This is a genomic window from Alkalilimnicola ehrlichii (assembly GCF_003399765.1).
Taxonomy (GTDB): domain Bacteria; phylum Pseudomonadota; class Gammaproteobacteria; order Nitrococcales; family AK92; genus AK92.
Genome location: NZ_NFZV01000032.1, coordinates 13,795 through 40,235 on the forward strand (window position 1 = coordinate 13,795; position 26,441 = coordinate 40,235).

Annotated in this window: 28 protein-coding genes; 14 read left to right on the forward strand and 14 right to left on the reverse strand. The window is 58.9% G+C overall.

Annotated features, from left to right (window positions below):
• Window positions 1–4: 4 nt before the first annotated feature.
• From CAI21_RS19805 to CAI21_RS19815, 3 genes are all read right to left on the reverse strand, one after another.
• Window positions 5–961 (reverse strand): tRNA dihydrouridine synthase, encoded by a 957-nt coding sequence (locus CAI21_RS19805; protein WP_116303882.1) that lies wholly within the window; start codon window positions 959–961, stop codon window positions 5–7.
• Between the two features lie 72 nt (window positions 962–1,033).
• A complete protein-coding gene (locus tag CAI21_RS19810) occupies window positions 1,034–1,900 on the reverse strand; it encodes an alpha/beta hydrolase family protein (protein WP_116303883.1) in 867 nt (288 codons plus the stop codon).
• Window positions 1,901–1,932: 32 nt separating this feature from the next.
• Window positions 1,933–2,406 carry a hotdog fold domain-containing protein gene (locus tag CAI21_RS19815; RefSeq protein ID WP_116303884.1) on the reverse strand — a complete coding sequence of 158 codons (474 nt, stop codon included), beginning with the start codon at window positions 2,404–2,406 and terminating at the stop codon, window positions 1,933–1,935.
• Window positions 2,407–2,448: 42 nt separating this feature from the next.
• Here CAI21_RS19815 and CAI21_RS19820 point away from each other — a divergent pair, with 42 nt between their 5' ends.
• Complete coding sequence (locus CAI21_RS19820; protein ID WP_116303885.1) at window positions 2,449–3,045, forward strand: TetR/AcrR family transcriptional regulator; 597 nt, start codon at window positions 2,449–2,451, stop codon at window positions 3,043–3,045.
• An 88-nt stretch (window positions 3,046–3,133) separates the two neighbouring features.
• Here CAI21_RS19820 and CAI21_RS19825 read toward each other — a convergent pair whose 3' ends face one another.
• On the reverse strand, window positions 3,134–3,769 hold the full coding sequence (locus tag CAI21_RS19825; RefSeq protein ID WP_116303886.1) for an ankyrin repeat domain-containing protein: 636 nt from the start codon (window positions 3,767–3,769) through the stop codon (window positions 3,134–3,136).
• On the reverse strand, window positions 3,766–5,598 hold the full coding sequence (locus CAI21_RS19830) for an ankyrin repeat domain-containing protein (RefSeq protein ID WP_181919552.1): 1,833 nt from the start codon (window positions 5,596–5,598) through the stop codon (window positions 3,766–3,768). Before CAI21_RS19830 ends, CAI21_RS19825 begins: the two co-directional genes overlap by 4 nt.
• Window positions 5,599–5,940: 342 nt before the next feature.
• On the opposite strand from CAI21_RS19830, the gene CAI21_RS19835 reads away from it, so the two are divergent.
• The 3 genes from CAI21_RS19835 to CAI21_RS19845 all read left to right on the forward strand — a co-directional run bounded on the left by CAI21_RS19835 (window position 5,941) and on the right by CAI21_RS19845 (window position 8,494).
• On the forward strand, window positions 5,941–6,780 hold the full coding sequence (locus CAI21_RS19835; protein ID WP_116303888.1) for a universal stress protein: 840 nt from the start codon (window positions 5,941–5,943) through the stop codon (window positions 6,778–6,780).
• Window positions 6,781–6,933: 153 nt separating this feature from the next.
• The gene (locus CAI21_RS19840; protein WP_116303889.1) at window positions 6,934–7,836 is read left to right on the forward strand and encodes a VOC family protein; all 903 of its coding nucleotides are present in this window, start codon (window positions 6,934–6,936) and stop codon (window positions 7,834–7,836) included.
• A 52-nt stretch (window positions 7,837–7,888) separates the two neighbouring features.
• Window positions 7,889–8,494: a flavodoxin family protein gene (locus CAI21_RS19845; protein ID WP_116303890.1), complete on the forward strand. Its 606-nt coding sequence runs from the start codon at window positions 7,889–7,891 to the stop codon at window positions 8,492–8,494.
• 113 nt (window positions 8,495–8,607) lie between these two features.
• Here the strand turns inward: CAI21_RS19845 and CAI21_RS19850 are convergent, their stop codons facing one another.
• Together CAI21_RS19850 and CAI21_RS19855 are read right to left on the reverse strand one after the other, a co-directional pair.
• A complete protein-coding gene (locus CAI21_RS19850) occupies window positions 8,608–9,021 on the reverse strand; it encodes a YciI family protein (protein WP_116303891.1) in 414 nt (137 codons plus the stop codon).
• A gap of 32 nt (window positions 9,022–9,053) precedes the next feature.
• Window positions 9,054–9,413, reverse strand: coding sequence for a nuclear transport factor 2 family protein (locus tag CAI21_RS19855; protein ID WP_181919553.1), 360 nt, complete (start codon window positions 9,411–9,413; stop codon window positions 9,054–9,056).
• Window positions 9,414–9,536: 123 nt separating this feature from the next.
• Here CAI21_RS19855 and CAI21_RS19860 point away from each other — a divergent pair, with 123 nt between their 5' ends.
• Entirely contained in the window at window positions 9,537–10,010 is a 474-nt protein-coding gene (locus CAI21_RS19860; protein WP_116303893.1) for a GFA family protein, read from the forward strand.
• Window positions 10,011–10,200: 190 nt separating this feature from the next.
• Window positions 10,201–12,147, forward strand: coding sequence for a M48 family metalloprotease (locus CAI21_RS19865; protein WP_116303894.1), 1,947 nt, complete (start codon window positions 10,201–10,203; stop codon window positions 12,145–12,147).
• Between the two features lie 61 nt (window positions 12,148–12,208).
• On the opposite strand, the gene CAI21_RS19870 is transcribed toward CAI21_RS19865, so the two are convergent.
• Window positions 12,209–12,724 carry a YoaK family protein gene (locus CAI21_RS19870; RefSeq protein ID WP_116303895.1) on the reverse strand — a complete coding sequence of 172 codons (516 nt, stop codon included), beginning with the start codon at window positions 12,722–12,724 and terminating at the stop codon, window positions 12,209–12,211.
• Between the two features lie 5 nt (window positions 12,725–12,729).
• The gene (locus CAI21_RS23405) at window positions 12,730–12,870 is read right to left on the reverse strand and encodes a hypothetical protein (protein ID WP_181919554.1); all 141 of its coding nucleotides are present in this window, start codon (window positions 12,868–12,870) and stop codon (window positions 12,730–12,732) included.
• Between the two features lie 319 nt (window positions 12,871–13,189).
• Here CAI21_RS23405 and CAI21_RS19875 point away from each other — a divergent pair, with 319 nt between their 5' ends.
• Together CAI21_RS19875 and CAI21_RS19880 are read left to right on the forward strand one after the other, a co-directional pair.
• A complete protein-coding gene (locus CAI21_RS19875; RefSeq protein WP_116303896.1) occupies window positions 13,190–13,582 on the forward strand; it encodes a RidA family protein in 393 nt (130 codons plus the stop codon).
• Window positions 13,583–13,676: 94 nt separating this feature from the next.
• Complete coding sequence (locus CAI21_RS19880; RefSeq protein WP_116303897.1) at window positions 13,677–14,552, forward strand: hypothetical protein; 876 nt, start codon at window positions 13,677–13,679, stop codon at window positions 14,550–14,552.
• Window positions 14,553–14,595: 43 nt separating this feature from the next.
• On the opposite strand, the gene CAI21_RS19885 is transcribed toward CAI21_RS19880, so the two are convergent.
• Window positions 14,596–15,852, reverse strand: a complete 1,257-nt coding sequence (locus CAI21_RS19885; protein ID WP_220348918.1) for a saccharopine dehydrogenase family protein — start codon at window positions 15,850–15,852, stop codon at window positions 14,596–14,598.
• Between the two features lie 202 nt (window positions 15,853–16,054).
• Between CAI21_RS19885 and CAI21_RS19890 the strand changes: the two genes are divergently transcribed.
• Both CAI21_RS19890 and CAI21_RS19895 read left to right on the forward strand, forming a co-directional pair.
• Complete coding sequence (locus CAI21_RS19890) at window positions 16,055–17,938, forward strand: tetratricopeptide repeat protein (RefSeq protein WP_116303898.1); 1,884 nt, start codon at window positions 16,055–16,057, stop codon at window positions 17,936–17,938.
• A gap of 10 nt (window positions 17,939–17,948) precedes the next feature.
• Window positions 17,949–18,743, forward strand: coding sequence for a hypothetical protein (locus CAI21_RS19895; RefSeq protein WP_116303899.1), 795 nt, complete (start codon window positions 17,949–17,951; stop codon window positions 18,741–18,743).
• 65 nt (window positions 18,744–18,808) lie between these two features.
• Here CAI21_RS19895 and CAI21_RS19900 read toward each other — a convergent pair whose 3' ends face one another.
• On the reverse strand, window positions 18,809–19,714 hold the full coding sequence (locus tag CAI21_RS19900) for a nitrate- and nitrite sensing domain-containing protein (protein WP_116303900.1): 906 nt from the start codon (window positions 19,712–19,714) through the stop codon (window positions 18,809–18,811).
• A gap of 4 nt (window positions 19,715–19,718) precedes the next feature.
• Window positions 19,719–20,909: a methyl-accepting chemotaxis protein gene (locus tag CAI21_RS19905; RefSeq protein ID WP_116303901.1), complete on the reverse strand. Its 1,191-nt coding sequence runs from the start codon at window positions 20,907–20,909 to the stop codon at window positions 19,719–19,721.
• A gap of 349 nt (window positions 20,910–21,258) precedes the next feature.
• Between CAI21_RS19905 and CAI21_RS19910 the strand changes: the two genes are divergently transcribed.
• A complete protein-coding gene (locus CAI21_RS19910; protein ID WP_258869009.1) occupies window positions 21,259–22,536 on the forward strand; it encodes a cation diffusion facilitator family transporter in 1,278 nt (425 codons plus the stop codon).
• A gap of 13 nt (window positions 22,537–22,549) precedes the next feature.
• Here CAI21_RS19910 and CAI21_RS19915 read toward each other — a convergent pair whose 3' ends face one another.
• The gene (locus tag CAI21_RS19915; RefSeq protein ID WP_116303902.1) at window positions 22,550–23,296 is read right to left on the reverse strand and encodes an FMN-dependent NADH-azoreductase; all 747 of its coding nucleotides are present in this window, start codon (window positions 23,294–23,296) and stop codon (window positions 22,550–22,552) included.
• Window positions 23,297–23,422: 126 nt separating this feature from the next.
• On the opposite strand from CAI21_RS19915, the gene CAI21_RS19920 reads away from it, so the two are divergent.
• From CAI21_RS19920 to CAI21_RS19930, 3 genes are all read left to right on the forward strand, one after another.
• Window positions 23,423–24,343 carry a LysR substrate-binding domain-containing protein gene (locus tag CAI21_RS19920; RefSeq protein WP_116303903.1) on the forward strand — a complete coding sequence of 307 codons (921 nt, stop codon included), beginning with the start codon at window positions 23,423–23,425 and terminating at the stop codon, window positions 24,341–24,343.
• Between the two features lie 128 nt (window positions 24,344–24,471).
• Window positions 24,472–25,392, forward strand: coding sequence for a cation diffusion facilitator family transporter (locus CAI21_RS19925; RefSeq protein WP_181919555.1), 921 nt, complete (start codon window positions 24,472–24,474; stop codon window positions 25,390–25,392).
• Between the two features lie 92 nt (window positions 25,393–25,484).
• Complete coding sequence (locus CAI21_RS19930; protein ID WP_116303905.1) at window positions 25,485–25,916, forward strand: nuclear transport factor 2 family protein; 432 nt, start codon at window positions 25,485–25,487, stop codon at window positions 25,914–25,916.
• Between the two features lie 242 nt (window positions 25,917–26,158).
• Here the strand turns inward: CAI21_RS19930 and CAI21_RS24280 are convergent.
• Window positions 26,159–26,441: hypothetical protein (locus CAI21_RS24280; RefSeq protein ID WP_220348920.1), on the reverse strand; the 283-nt coding region annotated here is incomplete at its 5' end.

Consider the following 26,441-nt stretch of genomic DNA (forward strand, 5'->3'; position numbering starts at 1 on the left):
CCTGTCAAGTTGCCGGCGCAGCGAAAAGCACCTCCTTGAGAACGGAGATATCCTGTAGCCTTTTGACCTGATCGAAGAGCACGGCGGCCTCGGGGTGCTGCGGTTTCATCATATGCAACCACTGTTTGATGCGGCCCTGAACATACGCGGGCCGCACCGTTTCCAGCTGTTCGAAATAGTGCCGAAGGGCCTCTTGGGCGACGCACCAGTTGCTTCCCGTCGAGACGTTGCCCTGCTGCCGGCCTTTGATCTCTATGGCCAAGTTAGGCTGCGCGATAAGCCCCCGCCCAATCATGACATCCTCGCAGCCGCTCTCAACCCGGCAACGCCAATAGTCCTCCCGGCTCCACACCTCGCCGTTAGCGGTGACCGGAATCTTCACCGCCTCTCGGATACGGGCGATCCAACCCCAGTGCGCGGGCGGCTTATAGCCTTCCACTTTTGTCCGCGCATGCACCGTCAGCCCCTCCGCGCCGGCCTCGGCAATCGCCCGCGCATTCTCCAGTGCAAGCGACTTGTTGCGATAGCCGAGCCGCATCTTCGCCGTCACGGGAATGGCGGCGGGCACCGCCGCCCGTACCGCCTTAACGATTTCATAAATCTCGTCAGGCGTTTCCAGCATAATGGCGCCGCCTCGATGGCGGTTGACCGTTTTTGACGGACAACCGAAGTTGAGGTCGATCGCCGGCGCACCAAGCTCAGCCGCCCGTTCGGCGTTGAGCGCCAACATACTCGGGCAGCAGCCCAGCAATTGCACCGTCACCGGCACACCGGCGGACGTCTGCCCGCCGCTGGCAAGCTCCGGCGCATGACGCAGAAACACACTTTCGGGTAAACGAGTATTAGTGACTCGGATAAACTCGGCCACACACTGATCGATCCCTCCCACACGGGTTAAAATATCCCGCATTAGAGGGTCGAGCACCCCTTCCATCGGGGCCAAAATAATCTGCCCTGTCATGCACGTGAATTCCGCTGGAAAACTGGCTCGGCGCATTATAGAGGCTTCCCGCCGGTCCGCCAGCGCAGAGACTCACGATTCCTCCGTCACAGGTAGCTCGCCCAGCTCAGGCAGCACATAACGCTCCCATAGGCTTACCTCATGCTCGGGACGAAAGAAGCCGAAATGACCGATACGGCGCACTCCCGCCTCTTGCGGGGCAATACGCCGCATCTTACGCGGGGCGTTAACGTAAAAGCCGTGCAGCGACTCGGTATTACGCGCGGACATAAACTCATCGTCGCTAAAGGATAAGGAGACGATCGGCGTCGTCACAGCCGCAAACAAACGCCGTGCGGCGGGCTCGACACCGACAACATACTCGGGATGCAAACACCATCGTCGCCAACGGCGCATCGCCGGCGACGGCAAATCGCCCACCATCCCGAAACGCTTACCCGGAAAATAACGAAATGCCGGCATCGTTAGCGGCGCGATCAAATACCACAGCAACCATACCCGCCGCTTAAGCGGCGGCGAGTTCTCCCGCCAATAGCCGCTACCGCTGGCTACCGAGATCACTTTCGTCAAACGCTCATGCCCGGGCACGAACGGCAATAGATGTACGCCGATACTATGCCCAAGCCAGTACAAAGGCCGAGCCCCTACCCGCTGTGCTAATGCGGCCAATACGGCTTGGCAGTCGGACTCTGCCCAATCCATGACATCCGCATCGAAACCGCGCAAAGTCGCCGGTGCGGAGAGTCCCACACCGCGGTAATCGAACGTAACGACGAGACAGCCCCGGCTTGCTGCCCAACGCGCGAAAGCCGCGTAGAAGTCTTGACCGACCCCCATCGCCGGGGCGATTAACAGCCCGCCAATCGGCTCCCTCTCCGGCATGAAAAAGCGCGCTGCCAGCGTATAGCCATCCTCGGTAACAATCTGCTCGTATTGCATCTTGCCGCCCTCACCCGCTTGCTAGTACCCGATCACGCTCCGCGCTTCGGCTTCTCGCTGACGTACATATAAATCGTCGCCCTAACGACGGCCTGCTGCTCGCGATCGCGCGCAACCACCTCGATCGGTAAGTCTCCCAGCTGACCGTGAAATTCGGGCGCGAGGGTAGCCTCCGCGACCAAATCCGTCTCGGCCTTTTTCAGGTATTCGATCTGCATGCCTTTAGGAATCCAGCGCTGATCGGCAGGCACCGTACACTCCATCAAGGTTCCTGCCGCCAGCTCGCAAAGATTACCGACCGCCAGCGCATGCACGGTTCCGATATGATTATGAACCGCGCGACGCTTGCGCATACTCCAGCGCGTACGGCCGGGTTCCATGGATAGCACCGACGGCCGAATGCTCGCGAAGTACGGCGCACGCCAGCAGACCGCCCGAGAGAATATCCATTTCCCTGCCGGGAAACGGGTAAAGGAGTGGTAAAGTCGCAGCGTTGGTGTTGTCATACTCAGCCCTCACTAGAATTACTTTCTAGAATAGGATTCTAAATGCCAAAACGTCAATCTCGAAGTAACGACCGACGTCGAGACATACTGCAAGCCGCACTTAGAGCCTTTACCGAACATGGCTTATCGGCAACGACCGTAGAGATGATCTGCGAAGGGTCCGGTGCGAGTGTGGGCAGCGTATACCACCACTTCGGCAATAAAATCGGCGTAGCGACGGCCTTATATCAGCAGGGGCTAGAAGAACATTTCGATGCGCTGCATGCGCGAGCAACCGCCGCGGAAGATGCAAGGGGCGTCATAGCGGCACTTATCGAAAGCTTTATCGACTGGACAACGGAGAATCCCGACTGGGCACGCTTTATCTTTGCCGTGCGCGCGGACATGATGCAGAGCGAAGCGGCGGAAAAGCTTACGGCGGCAAACAAAGAGCGGGTTAAAGCCCTCCGCGACTTGCTTGCGCCGCACGTCGAACAAGGCCATATACGACAACTACCGTTTGAGCTCTACCAACCACTGATTCACGGGCCTGTTCTGACTTATGTCCGCGCCTGGCTTGCGGGAAGAACGGCCAGCGCACCAACGGAACACCGGGAAACCTTTGTGCAAGCGGCTTGGCGGGCGGTCGGTAACGAATGACGGCTCACACAGCCAAGATGGTAAGCCGCGACGGCATACTCATCGGCGGCGGAGCCAGCAAATGCCCCGCCACAGACTTTAGAATATTTTAACGTTCTGACGACGACCGACCGTATACATCCCATAGGCGCTGAGGTTCGCCCGGAAAACGCACAGGCAGCTCGTCGATCGACTGTAGCCAAGGCTGAGGATTCTGCGCGAGAGCGTTCTCCAACGCTTCCCTTCCCGCAGGCTCCGCTACAAGTTCCGCCAGGATAAAGTCGTTCCCTCTCGCCAGCGCCAACTCCACGGCATTCATCCCGTAGATATTGGTGCCGTCGTCATAACCGCCTTGTTCAAGCAATAGACGCGCGGATAAGTAGTCACCGGTATAAACCGCGCTTATCAGCATAGGTTCGCCGAGGTGGTTAAGTTGTTTGGGATCGGCGCCGTTGTGCAATAAGAACCGAACCGTATAAGCATCCCTCTGCCTAATCGCAACCTCCAACGCCGTCCAGCCGTCGGCACGTCGAACATCGGGCGCCAGACCATCGGCCAACGCCGCTTTCATGTACTCGATATCGCCCATGGCTACGGCGTGAAACCAGGCAGCCGTAACTGGATCGCGCTGATAAGCAGGCGTCGTACACGCCATCAGACTCAACCATGCTGCGCCTACTAAAGCAAAGCCAAACAACCGTGCCGCCCGCATCTTGTTAACGTCGTCTCCCTTTAGCCGCCTCATAACACACCCCCCTCGCCGCAGCTCAACGTATCGCCCGCCATCGCGGCGCTCATTTGAATAACTAAGCGTTCCGCCTCGGAGGAATCCTCAGCCTCCGCGACAAACGCACAGGCCCGCGCCCGAACCGGGCCTTGCGCCATGTCCAGACGCGCACCGTACTCATGTAAGAGTTGCGCCATCTCAAAGCGCGACTGAAATAGCGCCGCTTCCAGCAGCGTGCCTAGCGTGTACGGCTCCGGAAGCGGCACGCGATCGCCGCCGATGGCCGATTCCAGCAACGCCTGCGCCACGTCCGCGCGATTTCTTTCAGCGGCCACCACAAGCGGGTGCGGCAGCTGCTCGTACAACGCGCGTGGCTCACCGGAGAAAAACTCGCCCCAACCAGCTTTCAGCACGACACGGACGTACTCGGGATAAATCAGGCTCAGCATCATCACGTCGTGCTGCGTAACGTCGTCGGCATGCTCAAGTAAACTTCTGATAGCACCTACCCGTTCGCTCGCCATAAAGCAGCGCGCAAGAGACTGATCCCTTTCCTCCGACAACCGCAATTCGACCCCTGCCTCCAAGAGTTTCGGCACGGCGGCGTCAAAGCCCTCTTCGCAAGCCACTCTCATAGGTGTCCGGCCTGCGCTGAAACGTGGCTCCGGGTTGGCGCCAAGCGCCAATAGACGAGTTAGCAACGTTTCATCCCGCACATGAATCGCCGCCGTCAGAGGCGTCTGCCATAGCTGCCAGCTTGCGTTTACCGGCGGGTCATCCTGCGCGAGAATCCAATCGACCAAGCTATCGCGCTCGGTCAGGATCGAGAATATCAACAGATTCCCCCAGCCGCCGCCGCGTAAATCCGCCTGCTCCAAGAGCGGCATCAAGGTAGCCAAGGCCTCTTCGTCGGCTCGCTGCACAGCGATCTCCAACGCCTCTCCCAAGAGCGGCATGGCGAGCTCGACGTAGCCATGCTCGACAAGCGGCACTACGACTAAAGGGCTGGTCTGAAAGACGCGCACACGCGATTGCGCATCTTCGAGATCCTCAAGAGAAGGGGCGGAGCGGCCCGATAAATGCCGATCCAACAGCGCCGAACCGCCGTAGCGGAAGATCAACTCCAGCTCGCGCTCCGGCGAATAAGGCCGGCCGGCCCCGCGTTCGATCAAGCCGCTAACGATCTTGCCGTTATGCGCCCGGCTCGCCATTTGCAAGAGGTCGCGTTTAAAGGCTGGGTCAAGAATCTTGGCGCCGACGCCTTCATCCCTCAGCAAAGCGTATAAGGCCATGTTGTCCTGCGGCGCTTGCACCGCCAATTCCAATAGCGGCCGGTGCAACTGAGGCTCCGGCAGTTCGACCCCGGCAGCCAGGAGCGTTTCCACAATCTCGTAGCTACCGCCGGATACCGCCGTAACCATGAGGTCGTAAGAACGCCCTCCCACGCTCGGCGTCACGCTAATATCGGCCCCGCGACGCAACAGCTCGTGAAAGCCCCGAGCATGACCGCTCCAGGCAGCGGCGAACAACGGCGAGACTCCGGAGCGCAGACGTAAATCGGGGTTGGCACCGCGTTCGAGTAAGAGGTCGATAAGCGCATCGTCGCCTCGCATCAAGGCGACGATCAACGGCGAGCCGCCGCCAAAGACTTCCGCCAGAAGGCGGTCGTTGGCCGTTAACGGATTGCGTACCGGCGCGTCGACATAGGCGCCTTGCTCCAGCGCAGCCTCCACACCAGCCAAGTCCCCTGCCTCAACCGCGTTCGACAGCGCCAGATCCTGAGACCAGACCCGCGCCTGCGCCGGCAGCGAAACGGCTAGCGGCAAGCAGCAGAATAAGATAAGCATCAGCCCCCTAGACAGGGACTTGCCACAAGAATCAACGTCCATTGTTGCCCCCCAATAAAAAAACGATAAGTAAGCAAATTCTCGTTATGCTCGGCGACTGCCGCCATCAAGCGGCCGCCATTATAGTACGCCTTCGCGCCTAGCTTAGCTTGGTCAAAGCCCTTCTTCGGGCTCCTGGCAACGCTGCGGACTGGCGCCTTGGCCGACCCGCTGAACCGGCCACTCTAGGCGTACTCGTTACCCCCAACAACCTGCTGGCCAGACAACTTGAAACCGCCCCTGCTTCCTCCCAGCTCCTATGGGAAAGGCCCCACAAGCTTGGTAAGCGGCAGGAAGCCGAATATGGACAGAGTCATCGTTGCCGTTAACAGCTCGCCGATATCGCTCAGCGGCGCGCGGGTAGGTCGTGCGCTAGCCGAACAGTTAGCAGCGGAACTGCAACTGTATTCGATCACCCCGGACGAACGTCACTTCGGCGACCGCCGTCGCGAGCTGACATCGCTACTACAAGACACGGGGATAGACCTAGAGAGAAGGCTGACCCTGGTCGCCGCACGCTCCCCGGCCTACCAGCTGACTCAGCTTGCCGACGCCCCCCAAGCACCGCTGCTATGCATGGCGACCCACGCGCGAGGGATGCTTGGCGCGAGCATGTTAGGCAGCGTGCCCTCGGAGGTCGTTTCCAACGTAAAACGGCCAGTGATTCTCGTCGGCCCGCATGTTGGCGATTGGCAAGGGCCAATCAGGACAGTATCGGTAGCACTAGACGGTTCGACCTTTGCCGAGAGCATTTTACCCGGTGCCGTCGACTTCGCCCGCCGCCTACAAGCGAAGCTGTGTTTATTGCGGGTACAGGTCGAAGACCTCACCTGGGAAGGTCCGGAAGAATCGCCGGATAACAACGAAAGCAATTATCTGCAGGAGCTCGCCGCACACGTGCAACGCACCGCGCCCCAGCTTAACGTGAGCTGGAAACTTTTGGAGGAACATAGCGATTATCCCGGCGACCCGCGCAAGCTCCTGGTGGAGTACGCCAACAAGCAGTCCAACTGCCTGCTGGCACTCACAACGCACGGCTCGGGGCTTACCAAAACCGCCCTCGGTAGCGTCGCTCATCGCGTAATACGTAAGAGCCATTGCCCAGTTCTGGTAAGCCGCCCTCAGGAATCCTCCCGCCTCTAACCCAGAACAAGCCTTGCTCGGTATTTTTCGCCCGTCTTGTCGACATTCTCTCGACCTGAACGACAATGGTAAGAACGACTTCGTTCATTGGACGCCCAAGCCTTCTGGCAGTCATCCTTTATTGTTTATACCCTTACCGAACAGGGAGGAGTCATGCAGCGGTTTAGTATTAACCTTTGGTTCGACCGTCAAGCCGAAGAAGCGGCGAACTTTTATACGTCCCTCTTCGATAACGCCCGGATCACGGCAATCGATCGCTACCGCAAAGCCGGGCAGGAGATTCACGGGCAACAGCCCGGCCAAGTCATGACAGTGGCCTTCGAGCTGGAAGATCAAGCGTTCGTCGGACTCAATGGCGGCCCGCTGTTTACCTTCTCGCCGTCCATATCCTTCATGGTTAACTGCACGAGCATCGAAGAAGTCGATACGCTGTGGAAGAAGCTCGCCGTACAAGGAACGCCGCTAATGCCGCTGGACAGCTACCCGTTCAGCGAACGCTACGGCTGGATTCAAGATCGATACGGCGTTTCTTGGCAGCTGATTTATGGGCCGGAAAAAGCGCCGCAGAAAATCATGCCCACCCTGATGTTCGTGGGCGATAACTACGGCGAGGTCGACGCCGCCATGGCCTTCTACACCGACGTATTCCCCCACAGTCAAACCGATGCCGTCTTTCGGTACGGCCCCGGTCAGGAGCCGGACAAAGCCGACGCCGTCGCCTATGCGGATTTCGTGCTCGACGGCCATCGATTTGCCGCGATGGAGAGCGCACAGCCTCATGACTTCGGCTTTTCCGAGGCCATCTCGATCATTGTCCACTGTCAAAATCAAGAGGAAGTCGACCGCTACTGGAGTCGGCTCAGCGCCGACCCCGCCGCAGAGCGCTGCGGTTGGCTGAAAGATCGGTTCGGCATCTCCTGGCAAATTATTCCTACGGCATTGTACGACCTTCTGCGCGATTCCGACCCCGCCAAAGGCGAGAGCGTCATGAGCGCCCTGTTACAGATGAAAAAGCTCGACATCGCCGCGCTAAAACGCGCTTACGACGACACTTGATTTAAGCACTCGCGAGCCGCAGCAGTACGACAACACGGTAGGAGACAAGCTTATGTCGTTAAGCGCGCTCGCCATCAACTGCACGCTAAAGGCCTCGCCGGCAGAATCCTCCTGCGAGCTTATGCTACGCAAGGTGCTTAGAGCACTGGAACAGGAAGGCTGTACCGGCGAGTTACTGCGTGCCGTCGATTACAACATCAAACCCGGCGTCTACTCGGACGAAGGGGACGGCGACGAATGGCCCCCTATCCGACGCAAAATCCTCGATGCCGACATCTTCGTGCTCGGCACCCCGATCTGGCTCGGGCATCCTTCCAGCATCTGCCAACGGGTGTTGGAGCGTCTTGACGCCTTTCTTGGCGAAACCGACGCGGAAGGACGCTTGGTTTCCTATGGCCGGGTCGCCGCCGTTGCCGTTGTCGGCAACGAAGACGGCGCCCACCACGTGACTGCCGAGCTGTTCCAAGGGCTCAACGACGTCGGCTTTACCCTGCCGGCAAGCGCTTCCACCTATTGGACAGGCGAAGCCATGCAAAAGACGGACTTTAAAGATCTCGACGAAACGCCGGCGACAGTCCAACAAGCCACCCAAGGCCTGGCGCGGAATTGCGTCCATCTTGCCCGCCTCCTCAAGCAGGCTCAGTACCCAGGCAGCTGATCGAACAGCCGGTTTGACGACCACCAGCAAAAACGCCGCCCCCTACGCGGCCAAACACACTCTATGACATGACGCGGTCTAGACGTGTTTGGCCGCACGGGCTTCAAAAGCGCTTAAGCGCCCCCGACGTTCAGCTCGCGAAAGCGCTCGACAGCTTCGGTAGGCGCAAAGTCGTCTAACTCGAACATCTGCCGCACCTCAATTTCGCACGCCGCCCCTTCTCCTTGCGGATTCGGGAATCGCCGCGCCCACTCAATGGCCTCTTCTCGCGAGTTAACGCGGATAATGGTATAGCCGGCTATCAACTCTTTGGTTTCCAGGAAAGGGCCATCGGTCACAATGCGGTTCGCCCCTTCGTAGCGCACCCGAAACCCTTTGGCGGACGGCTGCAACCCGGACGCATCGACCAACACCTCGGCCTTCGCCAAGGCTTCGTGGTAAGCCGCCATCGCAGCCATGCTCTCGTCCGTCGGCATCTCGCCCGCCTCGATCCTTTCGTCGCCTTTGACAATAATCATGAATCGCATAAAAGCCCTCCTTTCCAGGGGTGTAGCAGGCGTTAGCTGGCCGCCTTTTCCATGACATAAGCCATCATTTCGGATATTTTGTCTCCGCGCAGCGTGTAGATGTCGCAGAACGCATAGATCTTCTTCTGCCCGCTCGTGTCCGTCATGCGCATCTCCCCATTAACCGCCGCCTGCCCATCGCCGACGATCACGCGGTCGATCGCCAGCTCAAACGTATTGCCGCTTCCCTGCATGTCATTGAGTACTTTAGCGAAATCCTCTTTACTGCCGACGCCGGCCTCGTTCGCCATACGAAACCGAATATCGTCGGTAACGGCCGCCAAGATAGCCGCCGCATCTTCCCGCGCCCAGGCTTCGTTAAATTCGCGTAAGAACTGTTCTGTGTGTTTCATAAGTGCTCCATCAGGTTGGCTCTTTCTCGATGTTAGTCGTTTGGCGGCAGGCAGTTTCGACAGCAAGTAACACATTGTCGGGAACGCCCTAACAGGCTCTACGAACACCGGAGGGAAGGGACGATGCAGCTAGAGGGATCCTGTCACTGCCAAGCTATTAGTTTTCGGGTGGAAGCTCCTCACCCTTATCCATTCAATCTTTGCTATTGCTCGATATGCCGGAAAACGGCCGGTGGCGGCGGCTATGCCATCAATCTAGGCGGACGTTACGAGACGTTGACCGTCCAGGGCGCGGAGCACCTACGAAAGTTTCGTGCCCGTATCAATGGCGAGATAAGCGTCGCCGAGCGCTACTTCTGCGGGCAATGCGGTAGTGCACTCTGGCTCTACGACAAACGTTGGCCCGACCTCATCCACCCGCATGCTTCCGCAATCGACACGGAGCTGCCGATTCCTCCGCAACGCACGCATATGATGCTCGGCAGCAAAGCACCCTGGGTTGACGTCAAAGCCGACGAAGGCGACTTATGCTTCGACACATACCCCGACGAAAGCTTGGCCGAATGGCATGCCCGGCACGGCTTAGACGATGCTTAAGGAATCAATCTGCGTCTCCTTAAGAGACGCCGCCCCTCGTTAAGGGGCACCAGCCCGTCGCGCGCGTCGGCATATCTCAACGCAAGCGGTCCCCGACGATTACGAAAAGCGGTTGCATTTCGGTTTAGAGTGATACTATTTACCGCTCATCGGCTAATTAACACAAAGAAGATATAGAGCCCTCCGCCGCATGGATTTCTTTGATCGTCAGGCGCGCGCACGCCGCAACGCCCTTTTTCTGATAACGCTGTATTCCTTAAGCGTAATGCTACTGACAGGGCTACTGGCGCTCGCTGTTATCGCGCTCGGTTTAGCCACGAAAGCACAGGCACCTTGGATTGCGCTGAGCGTTGTGCTCCTTATCGCGATAGCCGCACTCTATAAACGCTGGACACTCAATGAAGGAGGCCGTACCGTCGCCGAAATACTGGCCAGACGGCCGATTTTGTTCGATAGCGACGACCCCGACGAGCGGCGGGTATTGAATGTGGTGGAGGAAATAGCCATCGCCGCGGGCGCGCCGGTTCCGCTGGTCTATGTTTTGGAAGCGCCCTCGATCAATGCCTTCGCCGCCGGCTACCAGATGGAAGACGCGGTTCTCGCCGTCACCCGAGGGGCTATCGAGAATCTCTCGCGAGCCGAGCTGCAGGGCATGCTCGCCCACGAGTTCAGTCATATTTTAAACGGCGACATGCGACTAAACATGCGTCTGACGGTCGCCTTACACGGCCTAGTCGCGTTCAGCCTAGCGGGGCGCGAGTTGATCCATACGGCATCGACTTGGCGCTCCCCAGGCCTGTTGGCCCCCACCGCAATACTAGCCGTCTTCTATCTCATACCGGGGCTGGCACTCTGGCTATTCGGCGGGGCCGGCGTGCTGTGCGCCAACGTAATAAAGGCCGCCGCCAATCGCCAACGAGACTATCTAGCCGATGCCGCCGCCGTTCAGTTTACTCGCGATCCGCAGGGAATCGGCGGCGCTTTGAGAAAACTGGCCGGCCACCCCGAAGGCGGTTGGATTCAAGGCTATCGCGCCAAAGAATACAGTCACCTGTTTTTTGGACCGCTACATCTCAAATCGGCGCCGCTACTGTCGCCGCACGCCCCGCTGCGGAAACGCATTCAAAGACTATTGCCTAACTGGGACGGTACATTTCTCGCGCCCGCCCCTCAACAACCGCAGCAGCAGTCGTCTCGCAAGGCAACACCGCCCATCGAGCAAAGCCTTGACCTACTAGCTGCCGCTGCCGCGGCCTACGCTGCGACCCAGCTCCCGACCGAAGCGGCAGAATCCTCGCTCGACACCGTCGGCGAGGTATCGCCCGTCCACCTTGATTACGCCCGGCACGCCTTACATGAACTCCCGCCAAGCCTAAAAAGGGCGGTACGCGATCCGAATTCGGCGCGTGCCGTTATCGCCCACCTGCTGCTCAGCAACGAACAGCCGTTACGCGACGAACAGCTAAAGCTTTTACAAAAGCACGCCCCCAAAGACACGGCTATGGCCGTACATATTGTCGAAGAACCGATACGACAGCTCGATCCGCATTTGCGTTGGCCGCTCGTAGAACTCGCCATACCGGCACTAAAACGGCTGTCGCGCCCCCAGTACGAGCAATTTAAGGCCAAGCTACAGTTACTGTTGACGAGCAGCGGCGCGGCAAACCCCATGACCTGGACACTCTATCGCAGCGTCGTTCAGAACGCCGAACCGCAAGGCGCCGCTTTCGCACGCTATCGACTCAGCGATTGCTGCCGAGAGGCAAGACTCCTGTTAAGCCTGTTCGTAAGCGCCAACCGCACATCCCCGGCGGCACGGCAGGCGGCGTTCGCAGCAGCCGTTGCCGATTTGCCCGTCACCTCCGCCAGCGCCATCTCATTGGACGACTTGAGTTATCGCGACCTGGATCGGGCTATCGTCAAGCTTCGCCAATTAAAACCCAGCCACAAGAAACTTTTGTTAAAGTCGCTCTTACTAGGCATCGAACACAACGGTGCCATCGATATCGGCGAGGCCGAATTACTGCGTACAACCGCTGAGCTATTAGGCTGCCCCGTGCCGCCGCTCATCGGCAAGCCCGTACCGATGGTGGAAGAGAACGTTCGGACCGGGGCCGAACCGGTAACGTCGGCCTAATGCGATAACAGCTTACCGGCTCAAGCCACCGGCAGCTCGTACTTAGGCGCAATAGTCAGCGCTACAAGCCCCAGCATAAAGCACAATGCCGCCGCAAAACCCAAAGCCCACATCTGAAGCTGACTGAGCAGAAGGCGCCCGCTAAGCCGCCGCCGAAAAAGGCGATCAGAATCGACAGCAGCAGCCCGAACTTCCAGCCTTTGACCTGCCGACCTCGCAGACGATTACCTAACAAAGCCCCCAGATCCGTCACCACGCCGGTGACATGCGTTGTACGCAAGGTAAGGCCACGATAACTGCTCGCCATAGCGTTCTGTAGACCGCAAGCCATCGCCGCCAGAGGCACCGCAAAATCCACACCGCGAAGCGCCAACAGCATAGTAGCGGTTAGGATTCCGCCCTCGACGAGCAGCATCGCAGCATAGCGGCGCTTCATTCTGAACAAAGTATCCCGCAGGATCAGACCGGAGAGCAAAGCACCGCCGAAGAACCCAGCGACGATAGACGCGATCAAAAGCAAATCGTCGCTACTAACAAGCGCAAGGTCGATGCCCAGATGCGCGACCGCACCGCTCATATGACTCACCGGCACGGCAAAAAACCAAGCATCACCACGTTGACATAACCGGCGATGGCCGAGAGCAACGCCGCTCCGGAGAAAACCCAAACGCGGCTTTGCTGCATGAATACGTCATGCTCGTGTTCGACCTTCGAAAAGGGCATGGATAGGTCCTAAGATGAACGTGTAGATAGGCCCACGAAAAACCGTAAGCCGGCACTTTGGTACGCACCATTTGTCGCACGGTTGCGCCCCCTTCTTGAGAGCGAAGTCGCTGCCCCACATTATTCAGTGTTTTCTTAATAGGTTGCTAGTGCCCCGCTTTACTCGTTCGCTGTTGACAAGGCGCCATGGATAAGTCGTTGAGTCTAAAGGTGAGGAGGCGTCATAGCAGCGCTATGGCGACGACAAGTCAACGAGTTCGACCAAGCCTTAATGCAACGAACCAGTGCAACAGGATGCTAGCTTAGAGAGGCAACTATCATGAAGCGCAGCACAGTTAACCCATGGCCAAACCCGATTTTTCACGATGCCGGAATACTCGTGGAAGACGCCAAGCGACTCCTGTTTCTAAACGGTCAGTGTGCTGTTTCGCCGCAGGGAGAATCGCTATATCCCGGCGATATGCGGGCACAGATGATGGGCGCGCTGGACAATCTGGAGACGGTACTTGAACACGCTAACATGAGCTTCGCCAATGTGGTGTGGATGAACACGTACGTTACGGATATGGCAATATTCAACGAGCAGGTAGCGGCACCCATGGCGGAACGCCTCGCCGACTTCGATACCCGACCGCCGGGCGTTCTATCCTGCGTTACGGTATTGGCGCGGCCCGAACTGATGATCGAACTGCAAATGATTGCCGCCGATTAGGGTAGCAGCCTCTTACTTGATTCAAAGGCTTGCGATAAGCCACCATTAGTCTTCCCTAACTCACTTTGTCACAACAACAAGGAAAAACCTCATCTTGTTCAAGCGGCTCTCACTTTTGTTGGCATCCGTTTTTATCGTAAGCGCCTGCGATAACGGCGTTTGGATCTGGGCCGGCGATAATGTTCGCATCGAAGCGCCCGGGGACGAGGCGGTCGGCGAGTCCCTCACCGCGCTGATCGCCCACCTCGCCCCCTACGCCAGCCCCGTAGCGCGGGAATACGAAGACGGGGTGTGGCGTATAAGGACGAAAAACGAACTTTACGACTTCACCTGGAAAGAACTAGAAGCGCATCTCCAAAGCTTTAGCGCGGCGGAACCGAGCACGGCTTCGCTATCGGATTTGAGCTATCGCTTCGACCCGCCCGACAACCTCAGCAAAAATATCCTGGGAATGCTTGATGGCAACCCGTTTCCGTTCTTTATCGCGCCAGGCGTTGTCCCGCGCATGCAGCGGGACGATTACGTTCTCCCGGGCGGAGGAGGCATAGGCGGCCGTAACCAAACGCTTAATATCTGTTACCTGGACATCCTAATCGGCGGCGACGGCATACCACCGGCGCGCTACGTACGTCGCGTTGAAGTTGAGCGCGCCGACTCCGAGCTCGCCCAACAACTACTCGATACGGTTAATGCCAGCCTCGCCCGTACCCCACATGGTATTCCGGTTCCGGGTGAAGTGCGGGATGCGGACGGTAATCCGGTGGAGCTTCTAAGGAACGCACAACCGCATCCGGATGACGCATACCGCCTGTACATTCCCGTCGCGGACTGGACGGACATCCTGCCCCGACACTTCGCAGGCAGCGCCTCCGCATGCTTCGAGCGAGACGGCGGAGAAGATGCGCGGCGGTTAATCGGCCAGATCGGTTTTCCCGATCTGGTAGGGCTCGATATCCGCTTAGTCAGGTAGAGAAGGCACAGCAAAGGCGGCCGGAGCGCCATGCTCCGGCGCCTTATCGGGTGTTGCGACCCACTTTACTCAAGCACCTCGAAGGACACCCCAGCGTGCTCGCGCAAGCGCGCCAAGAGACGGTCGCCGAATGCGTCGAAGGCGTCCAGAAACCGCCCTCAAGTTTGTCTTGAGGGGTATCCAGTGCGAGACAAACAGCCGCTTGGCCGAGCATTTTTCCGGTAGACCCGTAGCCCGGATCGCGGTCGCCGGTTACTTTGACCTGCAAGGTGCTGCCCTCCGCCCCTTTGCCTAAGAAACGCAGGTCGTAAAAACCTTTCTCCTGCGCCTCCAAGCTCGGCCCTTCTCCAGGCTTAGGCACCACAAAGCGCTCGATAAACCAACGACTAGGCGGAACGATAACCCCAAGCATAAACAGGCGCAGACCGGCAGAGAGCATTAACGAGCGCCTACGCCCTTTTTTATCCTGCCCCGTCAACATCGCCTCGTCATAGCGAAAAGCCTCGCCATAAGCCTTGCCGCTAAGCGCATTCGAACGCAGCACCACGCGGGTATTAACCGGCGCCATCACAAAAGGCCCAAGCCATGCCTTGAAGTCCTCGTCGTACTGCGACGAGCGTACGTTGGGCTGGTCGACCTTCTCGCCGGAGTCCATGAAACAGAGCGAATAAGGGTCGGCTAACTCCCGCCGTACCTGCTTGTCGCGAGTAGCCTCTTTCACGGTGTTGAGCAAGCTGGCTACCGTGCCGCCGGACATTCCGCCCCGTAGCGCGCGTACGCGCATTTTTACGCGTGTAGCAGGCTGCCCGAACCGATGCTTAAATTGCTGTTGGAGAAAATACACGCCCATATCGGAGGGGATGGAATCGAACCCGCAGCAATGCACGATTCGAGCCCCCGATCGGCGCGCCTCCTCCTGATACCGCTCAATCATCCGGCGTACCCACTGCACTTCCCCCGTCAGATCGCAGTAGTCCGTCCCGCTGCGCACGCACGTCCGCAACAAAGGCTCGCCGAACTGGGCGTAAGGCCCGACGGTGGAGACGACCGTCCGCGTCTGCCCGCACAGCCGCGCAAGCGCTTCTTCATCAGCGGCATCCGCGACGATAAGCGGCAACGCCGCCGCCTGCTGCCCGAGCGAGTCGCGCACTTCCTCTAGGCGTTCGCGCGAGCGCCCGGCGATGGCCCAATTGAGCGTTTCTCCGCCGCCGCCGAACTGTTCGCCCAAGTAACGGGTCAGAATTCGGCCGACGAAACTCGTCGCCCCGAACACCACCAAATCGAATTGTGTTTCGCTCATACTCGCTGCCTTAAGCTGCACCAACAAACAAAATAACCGTCGAGTTTACGGAACATACGCGGTTAACATATAAGCACGCAGAGCACACCCATGGTCAAGTACCGACGCGATGGCTCGACGTACAGCGCTTCCCTATCAGAGGCGGGATATTTCTGCCGCTATTGATTAAACAAAACCTTGTTAATCAGTTGAGAAAACAACAATGACAACGAAACTAAAGGCCACGCTTTGGGGGCTGGCCGTTCTAACGGTCGCCGCCGTCGGCTTCTACGCCTACACCCAAACGGCCACCTACGCCGCCGGACGTCATCTCGCCGAGGCGGAAGCAGCCTTCGCCCAACAAGACTTCGAAAAAGCCGCTTACCTTTACGGTACAGTCGCGCTCTCCGGCACCGACCATGCCCGACAGGGGCGCAGCGGCCTGCGCAGCTTGCTGGACGATAGTCGCCTAAGCGAGCAACCGGCGGCTGCGATTGCCATGCTCGCCGAGCAGACTTTACGCGCCAACGCGCGCACAGGGCCAATGTACCCCGAAGGGCCTCTCCTGGCGCTCGCTTGGGAGACCATCGAAGCACGGGCGCAGGAAGACCCGGTCGGCGCCAAACGATTGCTGGACGCCATTGCTGGCGTCGAGTCGGACCGCGAGCGGGTCGTCGAGAAAAACGAGCAACTGCTAGAGCGCATCGTCGCCACCGCCCCCGATAACGTAGCGGCTGCTGCCGAGCTGGCAGAAATTCTGGAAGTGCGTGGCGAATTTGCCCGTTGCGAACAGCTGCTGGCACCGCATGCGGACAGCCTCGGCAGCGGCGAAGCGGCGCGCATTCTCGGGCAGATCTACGCCGCCCAAGGCCGTATCGAAGAAAGCTACCGCCTCCTACGCCCCTATACTCACGATCGCTTACAGCAGTACCGTGCATTGGAACAAGCCTACTATCGGCTCTACGACGATCTATGGGATGCGACGCTGGAGGAGCTGCAAGCCGGCATGGCCAGCTCGGCCTTCTACGACGCTTACGAGCGGGCAGACGAAGTCGACCGTCGCGAGCTAGTACAGCGGTACATCAACCGGCGGCTGGAACAAAATCCGGCCTTAGAAGCGTCTTTGGAAGCCGTGCAAGAAGCGGCGGCAATCGTGCCTGCCGCCTTCGACTTAGCTCTTGTCATGATGCACCGGGCTCATAACTTGAGCGATCCGCAAGAGCGCCAGGCCCAGCTCGAAGCAGCAGAGGAGACTTTCCTTGCCATTCAAGGCTTTGCTGCCGACAGCGACGAGTACTGGCTCTACCTGGGCCAGGTGTACTACTGGTTAGGGCGGCAGGAGGAAGGGCGGCAAATCTTCGACGAGTTGCTCGAAGCCTACGACCGCAGCTACGACGTACTGACCGGCATCTCAGGCGTGCTGCGCGCACTGGGCGCCGTTAGCGAAGCTAGAACACTCGTCGAAGAAGCCTACGCACAGGCCACGACGGATGAGCAACGGCGGACGGCGGCCCATATGCGCTCGGTCATGTTTATCGACGTCGAGGACGAAATCGTCTGGCTGGAGCGGGCGGACCAGTCCGATACCCGGATTCGCGCCTCGTTACACACAGCCCGCGGCCACCTGGCGCTGGACAAAGGGCAACACGATGTTGCCGAAAAAGCCTTTCGCCAAGCCTTAAAAGACTTCGCGGAGCTACCGGAGAGCCCCAGCCGATTAAACAGCATCGGTCTGGTTCATCTCGCGCTGTACTCGCTGCAAGGCGAGCGTGAGCAACTGCAACAAGGCATCGCGCATCTGGATCGCGCCTTAGCACTGATGCCGACGGACAGCATCCTCCTGCTTAACAACCTCTCGGCATTAGAATCGGCCGTTGTCACCGGCTTGGTCGACGACGCCATCGACTTAAGCCTCCTGAAGCACTCGGCAAACTTCGGCCTATTGGAACACCTGCATGCCGACTCGGCCTCCTTGGAGGCGCTAAGAGGCGCCTTTCTCGCTAACGAAGCGGCTCAAAAGCTGCTCGACTATAGCGAGAAAGCCATCCTCCTCGCCCCAGACCCTCCTCGTACGGAGCCGCGTTACGCATTTACGATTTCTCGATAACGGAGAAGGCTTGATCGCCATGGCCGATCGGGCGCAGCGTGCCAACCTAGACCTTGGAGACCATCGGCAAATTTGGGCCGATTACCTCGCCGGGGTCGGCGACGAATCGCGGCTGGCCTCCGCGCGTGCAGTTTTGCAGCGCCACGAGGCACAGCTCGAGGCGATTTCCGTCGATACTCAGCCCTTGACGTGGTCTGTTGCCGCCGGCGGCTGGATCGACGCCCAAATGCGGCTGGCGAAGGTAGGCGAGCCGATTGATCCGGACCGCCTGGTGCACGTTGCGCGCAAAGCCCGCGCAGCGAACGACAGTTCGGCCAGCCTGTGGAACCTGGTCGTCGCGCTATCGCTCCGCGCCAACCGCGACCTGGCCGTAAGCGACGCTAGCTATGCGCAGCTCGTTCGGGACTATTCGCGGGCGCTTGACCCCGAAACGCTCCTGCTCCTGCAGATGGATCGGAACCCCGACTTCCGAAGCTTGGCGCTCGAACATCGAGACGTGCAGGAAATGCTCACGCTCATGATCGAACGAACCGAGCGCTACTCGCAACGCGGCGGCGCCTGGACGTGGTTATTGTTCCAACACGGGGCTCCCGAACGGGCCGACGCCTTAGCAGAACGGTTACTGGCAAGACCGGCTGTGCAAGCCAGTCATCGTCTCCAGGCCATTTTCCATGACAGTAGCCCCGAACTGCTTATCCAGCGCTACTTCTACGCGCTGATGAGCGACGATGACGAACAAGCGCAAGCCCTACTGGCAGAAGCCAGAAGCCGAGGCCTGCCCGTAACCGAGCCGACAGCACTATAATCGCGCTACCGGCGGAGCCTCAACAAGACATCCTCAGCCGATGCGCAAAAGCGCATGCTGGGCGTCTATGTCACGCGCAGGCTCGGACGCCCCTGCACCCTGGCATCGTGAGCGTGAATAAGCGCCAACCGCTGCAAGACCGATTCGGCAAGCGAGAACTGCGTTTCCAACGCCTGTGTCGCCTTTGCAAACACCTCCGCTGATTCCAACGCGATCTTCGCGCTATCAATAAGCTCGCCTTCCAAGGCCGTAAGAAATCGATCAACCTGTTTCATGGTTACGGATGCCACTTCAGCCAGCTCCTGGTCGCCAAACGGGGCTTGCGTGCTTTTGCAAACGGCACTGAGGTTATTCCGCACCTGCTCGCTCAAAAAACGCAGCCGTACCCGATGCAGCGCCGTGCAGCACCCCGTCGCCGCACAGCCGGTCGCCAACGCGCGTAGTTGGCCGGTACGCTCAAGCGCATCGGGTAACCGACGCGCGATAATATCGGCTAGGTGACGATGGCGCGGCTCGTCATAAGCCAACAGCCCGCTCTCAAGCGCCAAGATAACGAGCCCGTTCAATTGCTTGGCAATTAGTGCATTGTGCTGCTGCAGGCAATGGTCGCCGTCCCAACCACGCCATTGCTGTCGAAGCGTTTGCCACCCCCGCGGCAAACGCTCCCGAATAGTGCCGACATCGCGAAAAACCGCAGGTAACGCCTGGCCGATTTGTCGTTTAAACAACGAATCGATCTCGGCCTGTAGTCGCGCGCGTGGCTCCTCGAAAGACTCATCGCCGTTTAATATGCCGACACTCATCCCGCGATGCTGCTGTAGGCGCCGCAACAGCTGGTATTGAAGGCTCACCTCCTGCAAAGCAAACCCGCAAACAAAACGGCTAAGCCGTCGCTGCCGACGCCGCCGGACACTCAGATAGACGACCGCAGCCGTCGCCAATACAAAGGAAAACACCCCCGTCGTCGGCATCCGATTACCCCTCTTTATGCCCTATAGTGGCCGGTATCGGCTGCTCGGCGAGTTGGCGTAAATGATGCGCCAAGTCGGTCATTTCGAGCATCGACCGTCCATTGCGCTTAGCGAGATCTGCGACCTCGACAGCCATCCGGGCAATATCGTCGGTCGCTATCGCCTGCTCTTCCGTCGCCTGATCGATATGACGGACCTGCGCTAGCGTTTCTTCAGCCGTGTTTGCAACGGAAGCCAGCGCAGCTTCCGTAGCCGGCACGAGCGCCACGCTGTCGCGCACGTCCGCCGAGGTGCGTTCGATCTCCTCCACCAGCATTTGCATGTCGGCGATAATCGCCTGGGTGACCGCACCGATTTCCGGCGTCAACACTGCCGCATGTTGAGCCAAGCTCCGGACAGCTTCCGCCACCACCGCGAACCCGCGACCGGATTCGCCGGCGCGTGCAGCTTCAATGGCAGCGTTCAGCGACAGTAGATTGATCCGGCTGCTAATCTCGTCAATCGACGCGGCGATGCCTTCGATCTGCCGGGATCGCTCTGCAAGCGCTTTCAGAGACACCGATGTGTCCACTAACGAGGCGTTTACCGCTTCGATCCGCACCCGCAACTCGCTGACGCGTTCCTGCCCCGTACACGCAGCCTGCCGTGCCTGCGAGGAAACTTCGACCGTCTTCTTTAAATGGTCCGCGATCACGCGAGCGTTTGCCGACAGCTCCTCGACTGCCGCGGCGGCAGAGGCGAGCTTGCGCTCTTGCAACTGAGAATTCGACGTACTGCGCTCCGAGCTTTGCTCTAGCTCTCGGGCCGTAAAGTGAATTTCGTTGGTCGAGCGATGGAGGGCGGTATCGAGACTGTGCAAACGAAATATAATGCGATTCAAGCCAACGACATAGCGCCGGCGAACAGCGTCCGTTCGAGGAAACGCCTTAACGGTCGCCAATTCGTCGCCATAAACGACACCAAGATGACGCCCCATTTCCTTAAGCTGTTGGTTGTGCAGATACAGCACCCCCCAAACGAAGTACAACGTCAGCCCCAACAACACAATGGCCAACGAAAATTGGTTGGGGTTAGGGGCGTTATAAAGGAAAAGCCCAATACCCAATACTTGCCCTAACGTTAACAATCCGGCCCGCGCCAAAGGATTTAGCTCTGCCAACATCCAAACCGCAGGACTGAGTAACTGCCTGCCCATATCGGCGCCCCCCTGTGTTACCGCCGTCAGCTATTCCAAAACGGTCGGCACCGCCTCCCCAAGCAAGCTCTCGCACCACCGGGGTTAACGACACCGCAACTGCCGTTTGCGCAACAAATTTCGTGCCAGTTAACTATGTTATTAATTCCATTACCTATTGCTCGCGAAGCGACGCCCGTTTTGAGCCTCTGCGCGCCATTTCGGTGCAGAAGCGCCGGCTACAGCCCGTTAATCTAAACACGCAGCCCCCCCCTTAAGGTTGCCTGCCGCCGCCGCAAAGAAACACTCGGTTTCCGACACTGCGTGCCATGCCTATCGCTCAACGATCCGGTATGATCGACCCGATAGTATGGGCGACCGTCCGGAAGAGCCCGTTGACGAACGCCCTCTGGACGACATTCCGCGCCGTACCCCAACCGAACCGGAGCGCGCCGACATGGCAAACCTCGCACCGCCGCCGCAGACCTTTAGCCGCGATGAGCAGTATCGTCTGAAACGGCGGGTAACCATCGTCGGTGCCATCGTCAATCTGCTACTGGCGATAGTTAAAATCGTGGTGGGCATCGTCGGGCAATCCCAGGCATTAGTTGCCGATGGCGTACATTCCTTGTCGGACTTGATCAGCGACGCCTTTGTTCTGATAGCCGCTCGTTTCGGCAGCCTGAAACCCGACGCCAACCACCCGTACGGCCACGAGCGTATTGAAACCGCCGCCACCATTGTCGTCGGCGTGTTGCTGGTGGCCGTCGCGCTCGGCTTTACTTACGATGCCGCACTCCGCTTGCTCAACCCCGATCGACTGATGATTCCGACCTGGATCGTGCTACCGACAGCCATCGCCGCTGTGCTTGCGAAGGAGGCGGTATACCAATACACCGTGCGGGCGGGCAGGCGCGTGCGCTCTCCCCTGATCGAAGCCAATGCCTGGCATCACCGGTCGGATGCGCTGTCCTCCGTTGTGGTTATTGTCGGCGTCACCGGCGCCTACTTAGGGTTTCTGTGGTTGGATGCCGTGGCCACCGTGGTGGTTGCACTCATGGTCGGTTTGATGGGCTGGCGTTTTACCTGGCAGGCAGTGCGAGAGTTAGTCGACACGGGTCTTGAGGACAGCGACATCGCCAAACTACAGGCAGAAATCGACGCCGTCGATGGCGTTATCGAACATCACAGCCTGCGTACGCGGTGCATGGGCGGCAATGTATTGGTCGATGTCCACGTTCGCGTCGCACCGTGGGTGAGCGTTTCGGAAGGACACCGCATCGCCGAGCAAGTCAAAAAACGCTTGCTCGGCCACCACGATAGCACCAGCGACGTGTTAGTCCACATCGACGCCGAAGCGGATGCCGCGCACAGCGCCGCATCCGCAAAGCTGCCGTTACGCGCAGCCGTGCTAAGCGATTTGCGCCGTGTCGGGCACGACATTCCCGAACTGGCGGCAGTCGCCGAGGTAACCCTGCATTATCTAAATGGCCGTGTGCACCTCGACCTCATCTTGCCGCCCGAGCGCCTACCGCCCGAGCGCTTGCCGTTGCTTAGCGAACGCTTGGAAGCCGCTGCCGCCCCACTTGGCTATATCGGCGACATTCGCGTCCTACTCGGCTACCCGCGCTCCCAACGCCTCCATTAATCGCTCCGGGCGCTCAATGTTCGTCGGCGTACTCGGCCGTGCGAGCGCGACGGCTTTGCGATCCGCTACCAACGACGACCAACAGCTCATCGATCAAAGCGTCAAGGCGCCGGTTTGCCGCATCGACCGAAGCCGCAAACCGCTCGCCGCCTTCCTCCTGATGTTCGATCGCAACGCTATGCATCTCGCCGATACCGATGTACTTCAACACCGTATGCACACTTGGCTCCAAATGATTCAAATACGCTAACGGCTGCCCCGCGTCGAAATCGAAGCCGCCGCGCGAGGAAAGCAAGACCGCATGGCGCGGACGGTCGTTCAACCGCGGGACATAGTGCGCTAACGGCAAGTAAGGATGCTCGCCCTGTTTAAGATCGAAATCGACCGTTCGATCTAAGCGGACGATATTATCGATCCAGGCTTTAAAGGCGGCGGGCGGCCCGAAGTTATACATCGGCACCCCCAATACCAGCACATCGGCCTGTTCCAGCTCGTCGATAAGCCGATCGCTCTCGGCCAACACTGCCTGCATCCAGGGCAATCGTGCTTCAGCGGGCGTAAACGCCGCTTCAATCCACTCAACCGTGGTCAACGCAGGCGGGGCTGCGGCTAGATCGCGGTAGAGAATTTCGTCGTCGGGTCGTGCCGCCCGCCACCGCGATACGAACCGATCCGTTAAACGTCGCGTATGCGAACCGTGAGTATGGGTACCTGCCCGGCCAGGTCGGGGGCTAGCATCGATCGTTAGCACTCGGGTCATGGCGCTACTCCTTTTGCAGCTTGAGAAAAATTCAGCCGTCGTTGACAACAGGCAACATCAAGCCACAGACTCTTGGTAAGCGACAAACGATGATTTCTTTGGGTTTTCGGAAAAAATAACTCATCCATGAAAGCACGCCGCCTCCCTTCCCTCTCGGCGCTACGAGCCTTCGAAGCTGCGGCACGCTACCAAAGCGCCCAGTTGGCTGCTAAGGAGTTATCGGTAACGCCGACAGCCATCAGCCACCAAGTTCGCCAACTAGAAGAAGCGCTCGGCATTGCGCTTTTCGTCCGCAAACCGCGACAGCTGATACTGACGCCGTCCGGACGCCTCTTACTCGCCACCTTGAGCGAAGCCTTCGATGCGATCGACACGACGGTGCAGCGAATACGGAGCCAGCCGGCGCGCTCGGTCGTCACGCTCTCCACCATTCCGGCCATTGCGGCCCGGCGGTTACTACCCTGGGTGTGTTATCTACGCGAGATGCACCCGACGCTCGACCTGCGCATACAAGCCTCCCACGAACCGGTAGCGCTCGACGGCGTCACCGCCGACATGGCGATTCGCTACGGAGACGGCTCCTGGCCCGGGCTGGTGGCGGAAAAACTGTTCGATAACGTCTTCGTACCTGCCTGTAGCCCGGCCCTGGGGCTGCGCCGCCACGAAGAACTCCCTCGCCATACGTTGCTGCATTTCGAACCGCCCGGCGTTTTCACCGAGCGACTGGACTGGGCAAGCTGGCAACAGCAAGCACGAGTACCTGGTCTGGATGTTAGAGCAGGCCTGGTTTTCTCCGACGAAACCCACACCATTACGGCCGCCCTCGACGGCCAGGGCATAGCGCTGATGAGCCTGCCGCTCATCAGCGACGAACTCGATAGTGGTCGGCTCATTCGGCCTTTTGGCCCCGATCTGCCCGGCAAACCGTTTTATCTGGTCTACCCGCCGGAGCGACGCAACGAACCGGCTATCGCCGCCGTCCGCGATTGGATAACGGACTTAACTCACCGCCACCCGGACAAGTGCCAAACAATGCCTTCGCCCTAGCGGCCGCCCCCTTTTGCGGCGGCAACGCTCGTAGGCGCGCATTTGCGCCCACGAGCGTCGATCCCAATATGCTCTATAACGCTTCTATAACAGCTAAACCGCAGCCCTGTTTCCTTAATGTAAGCGCCATGCAAAAAAGCTCGACGACCGAACAAGGCCTGTTGAAACAGTCTATTCTTGCGGCGCTAGTCTTCGCGGTATTGTCCTTTGTCATCGGACTGCTTTTCCGCTCGCAAGTCATCCTGTTCGACGGGCTCTATTCCGTTATTAGCGTGACCCTCTCGCTCAGCACGCTGGCGGCACTTAGATTCATGGGAAAAGCCGACTGGGAGCGCTTCCCCTTCGGCAAGGACACCGTCGAACCCTTAGTCATCATCGTGAAATACCTGGCGCTAATCGCGCTGGTTATGGCCTCGACGATTGCAGCTGTCATTGCCCTCTTCACTGGCGGTCGCGACGTCATGGTCGGCCCCGGCCTCATTTACGCGGCCTTCGCCGTGGTCTTCGGCTACTTCATGTTTCGCCACTTGACCGATAAAAACCGGACACTCGACTCCCGAATCGTGCAAACGGAAATCAACGAATGGTATCTGGACACGATCATCAGCGTAGGCGTGCTGTTGGGTTTCGCACTCGGGCTAGGAATGACCTACGTTCCGGCCTTAGCGCCCTACGTAATCTATATCGACCCGGTCATGGTGATTCTGCTATCCGTTTATTTCCTACGCTGGCCGATTACGAGCATCCAGACATCGCTGCGCGAGGTTCTGGATATGAAACCGGAGGGCGGGTTAGCGGAAGGCATCCAACGGGTCGTCAACGCCATTCAAACAGAGCATGCGATAAGCGAATCTTTCGTCCGGGTAAGCAAGGTAGCCAATACGTTATGGCTTGAAATCGACTTTGTCGTTGGCCCTCAAGGCCGGGTCGAAACGATCGAACAGCAAGACGCCCTGCGCGAAGAAATCATGGCGCGCATCCCCCGCGAAGGCATGGAAATCTGGCTAACGGTGGCATTCACCAATAACCGCAAGTGGGCCATCGCCTAACCCCGCCAGATCGGCCTACACAAGACACTTGCCATATGCAACCAGTTGCATAAAGATGATCGAACAGGTCAACCTACTCGTAGGAGTACACCATGCAGGCAAAACCCCTCTCGAACCAAGCTCAGAAGACATTAGCGACATGGCACGAACTGCTCAAACGCAACGCCATGGAAGAGCTAGATCCGCTGTTATCGGACGATATTATTTTCCGCTCCCCGGTTGCGCACACGCCTTACCCCGGTAGAGCCGCTATCAAACTGGTGCTCAAGAACGTCAACCAAGTTTTCCAAAATTTTCAATACCATCGGAGTTTTGTCAGCGACTGCGGCACCAGCGTGGTGTTGGAGTTCAGCGCCGAAGTCAGCGGCAAGTCGCTCAAAGGCATCGACGTATTGCGATTCGACGACGAGGGCAAGATTGTCGAGTTTGAAGTAATGGTCCGCCCGCTGAGCGGGCTACAGGCGTTAGGGGCTGAAATGGCCAAGCGAATGGAGCCGTTCAAGGCCCAACTGGCCGGCGCCTAAGCGCCGCCGTTGGGCGGCGCGTGCGCTCCGCCGCTCTCTGCTTGACGATACGGTATGCCGGCGTGAGGCTCCGTTTTTTGGGGGGCTTTAGCGGAGGTGGCTGTTTTGTTGTCGCAAGATTTTTCTGTTGCGGTTGTTTTTTGATGTCGAAGGTTAGTGGTTGTGCGCTTCTCGGCGAGCCAAAGGGCGAGGTAAGAACGCCCCGTTCCCGGTTCTCTACGCTTCCAAACAACCGCACGCTGTTAGCCGGTTCGGCATTCGTTCCTTGGGAAGATGTGGATCGAAGGGTCTTGCTCTTGCCCGTTGGCGCTGCCGAGCATCGCAGGGGCTTTCGGACTAGGCCCCGTAGGGGTGGCCGCCAGGGACGGCGGCCATTCGACCGTCAGGCCAGGGGCGAGGCGGAAAGCGACGGGCGTCCGGTGGACGCCTGTCCCGCCGAGCGGGCGCACACGGATGTGCGCCCTGGGCTTTGGCGCGGAGCAGGATAGCGCAGCGACAAAGGCCTGTCGGGCGAACCCCGAAAGC

Bases quoted from the DNA above. Each gene is read 5' to 3' on its own strand.
- CAI21_RS19855 (WP_181919553.1), bottom strand. From the start codon at position 9,413: ATGAAACACACAGAACAGTTCTTACGCGAATTTAACGAAGCCTGGGCG.
- CAI21_RS19915 (WP_116303902.1), bottom strand. From the start codon at position 23,296: ATGACCCGAGTGCTAACGATCGATGCTAGCCCCCGACCTGGCCGGGCA.
- CAI21_RS23405 (WP_181919554.1), bottom strand. From the start codon at position 12,870: ATGCCCTTTTCGAAGGTCGAACACGAGCATGACGTATTCATGCAGCAA.
- CAI21_RS19860 (WP_116303893.1), top strand. From the start codon at position 9,537: ATGCAGCTAGAGGGATCCTGTCACTGCCAAGCTATTAGTTTTCGGGTG.
- CAI21_RS19840 (WP_116303889.1), top strand. From the start codon at position 6,934: ATGCAGCGGTTTAGTATTAACCTTTGGTTCGACCGTCAAGCCGAAGAA.
- CAI21_RS19830 (WP_181919552.1), bottom strand. From the start codon at position 5,598: ATGCTTATCTTATTCTGCTGCTTGCCGCTAGCCGTTTCGCTGCCGGCG.
- CAI21_RS19900 (WP_116303900.1), bottom strand. From the start codon at position 19,714: ATGCCGACGACGGGGGTGTTTTCCTTTGTATTGGCGACGGCTGCGGTC.
- CAI21_RS19835 (WP_116303888.1), top strand. From the start codon at position 5,941: ATGGACAGAGTCATCGTTGCCGTTAACAGCTCGCCGATATCGCTCAGC.
- CAI21_RS19870 (WP_116303895.1), bottom strand. From the start codon at position 12,724: ATGAGCGGTGCGGTCGCGCATCTGGGCATCGACCTTGCGCTTGTTAGT.
- CAI21_RS19920 (WP_116303903.1), top strand. From the start codon at position 23,423: ATGAAAGCACGCCGCCTCCCTTCCCTCTCGGCGCTACGAGCCTTCGAA.
- CAI21_RS19850 (WP_116303891.1), bottom strand. From the start codon at position 9,021: ATGCGATTCATGATTATTGTCAAAGGCGACGAAAGGATCGAGGCGGGC.
- CAI21_RS19875 (WP_116303896.1), top strand. From the start codon at position 13,190: ATGAAGCGCAGCACAGTTAACCCATGGCCAAACCCGATTTTTCACGAT.
- CAI21_RS19825 (WP_116303886.1), bottom strand. From the start codon at position 3,769: ATGAGGCGGCTAAAGGGAGACGACGTTAACAAGATGCGGGCGGCACGG.
- CAI21_RS19905 (WP_116303901.1), bottom strand. From the start codon at position 20,909: ATGGGCAGGCAGTTACTCAGTCCTGCGGTTTGGATGTTGGCAGAGCTA.
- CAI21_RS19930 (WP_116303905.1), top strand. From the start codon at position 25,485: ATGCAGGCAAAACCCCTCTCGAACCAAGCTCAGAAGACATTAGCGACA.
- CAI21_RS19865 (WP_116303894.1), top strand. From the start codon at position 10,201: ATGGATTTCTTTGATCGTCAGGCGCGCGCACGCCGCAACGCCCTTTTT.
- CAI21_RS19890 (WP_116303898.1), top strand. From the start codon at position 16,055: ATGACAACGAAACTAAAGGCCACGCTTTGGGGGCTGGCCGTTCTAACG.
- CAI21_RS19885 (WP_220348918.1), bottom strand. From the start codon at position 15,852: ATGAGCGAAACACAATTCGATTTGGTGGTGTTCGGGGCGACGAGTTTC.
- CAI21_RS19845 (WP_116303890.1), top strand. From the start codon at position 7,889: ATGTCGTTAAGCGCGCTCGCCATCAACTGCACGCTAAAGGCCTCGCCG.
- CAI21_RS19910 (WP_258869009.1), top strand. From the start codon at position 21,259: ATGGGCGACCGTCCGGAAGAGCCCGTTGACGAACGCCCTCTGGACGAC.
- CAI21_RS19810 (WP_116303883.1), bottom strand. From the start codon at position 1,900: ATGCAATACGAGCAGATTGTTACCGAGGATGGCTATACGCTGGCAGCG.
- CAI21_RS19820 (WP_116303885.1), top strand. From the start codon at position 2,449: ATGCCAAAACGTCAATCTCGAAGTAACGACCGACGTCGAGACATACTG.
- CAI21_RS19815 (WP_116303884.1), bottom strand. From the start codon at position 2,406: ATGACAACACCAACGCTGCGACTTTACCACTCCTTTACCCGTTTCCCG.
- CAI21_RS19925 (WP_181919555.1), top strand. From the start codon at position 24,472: ATGCAAAAAAGCTCGACGACCGAACAAGGCCTGTTGAAACAGTCTATT.
- CAI21_RS19805 (WP_116303882.1), bottom strand. From the start codon at position 961: ATGACAGGGCAGATTATTTTGGCCCCGATGGAAGGGGTGCTCGACCCT.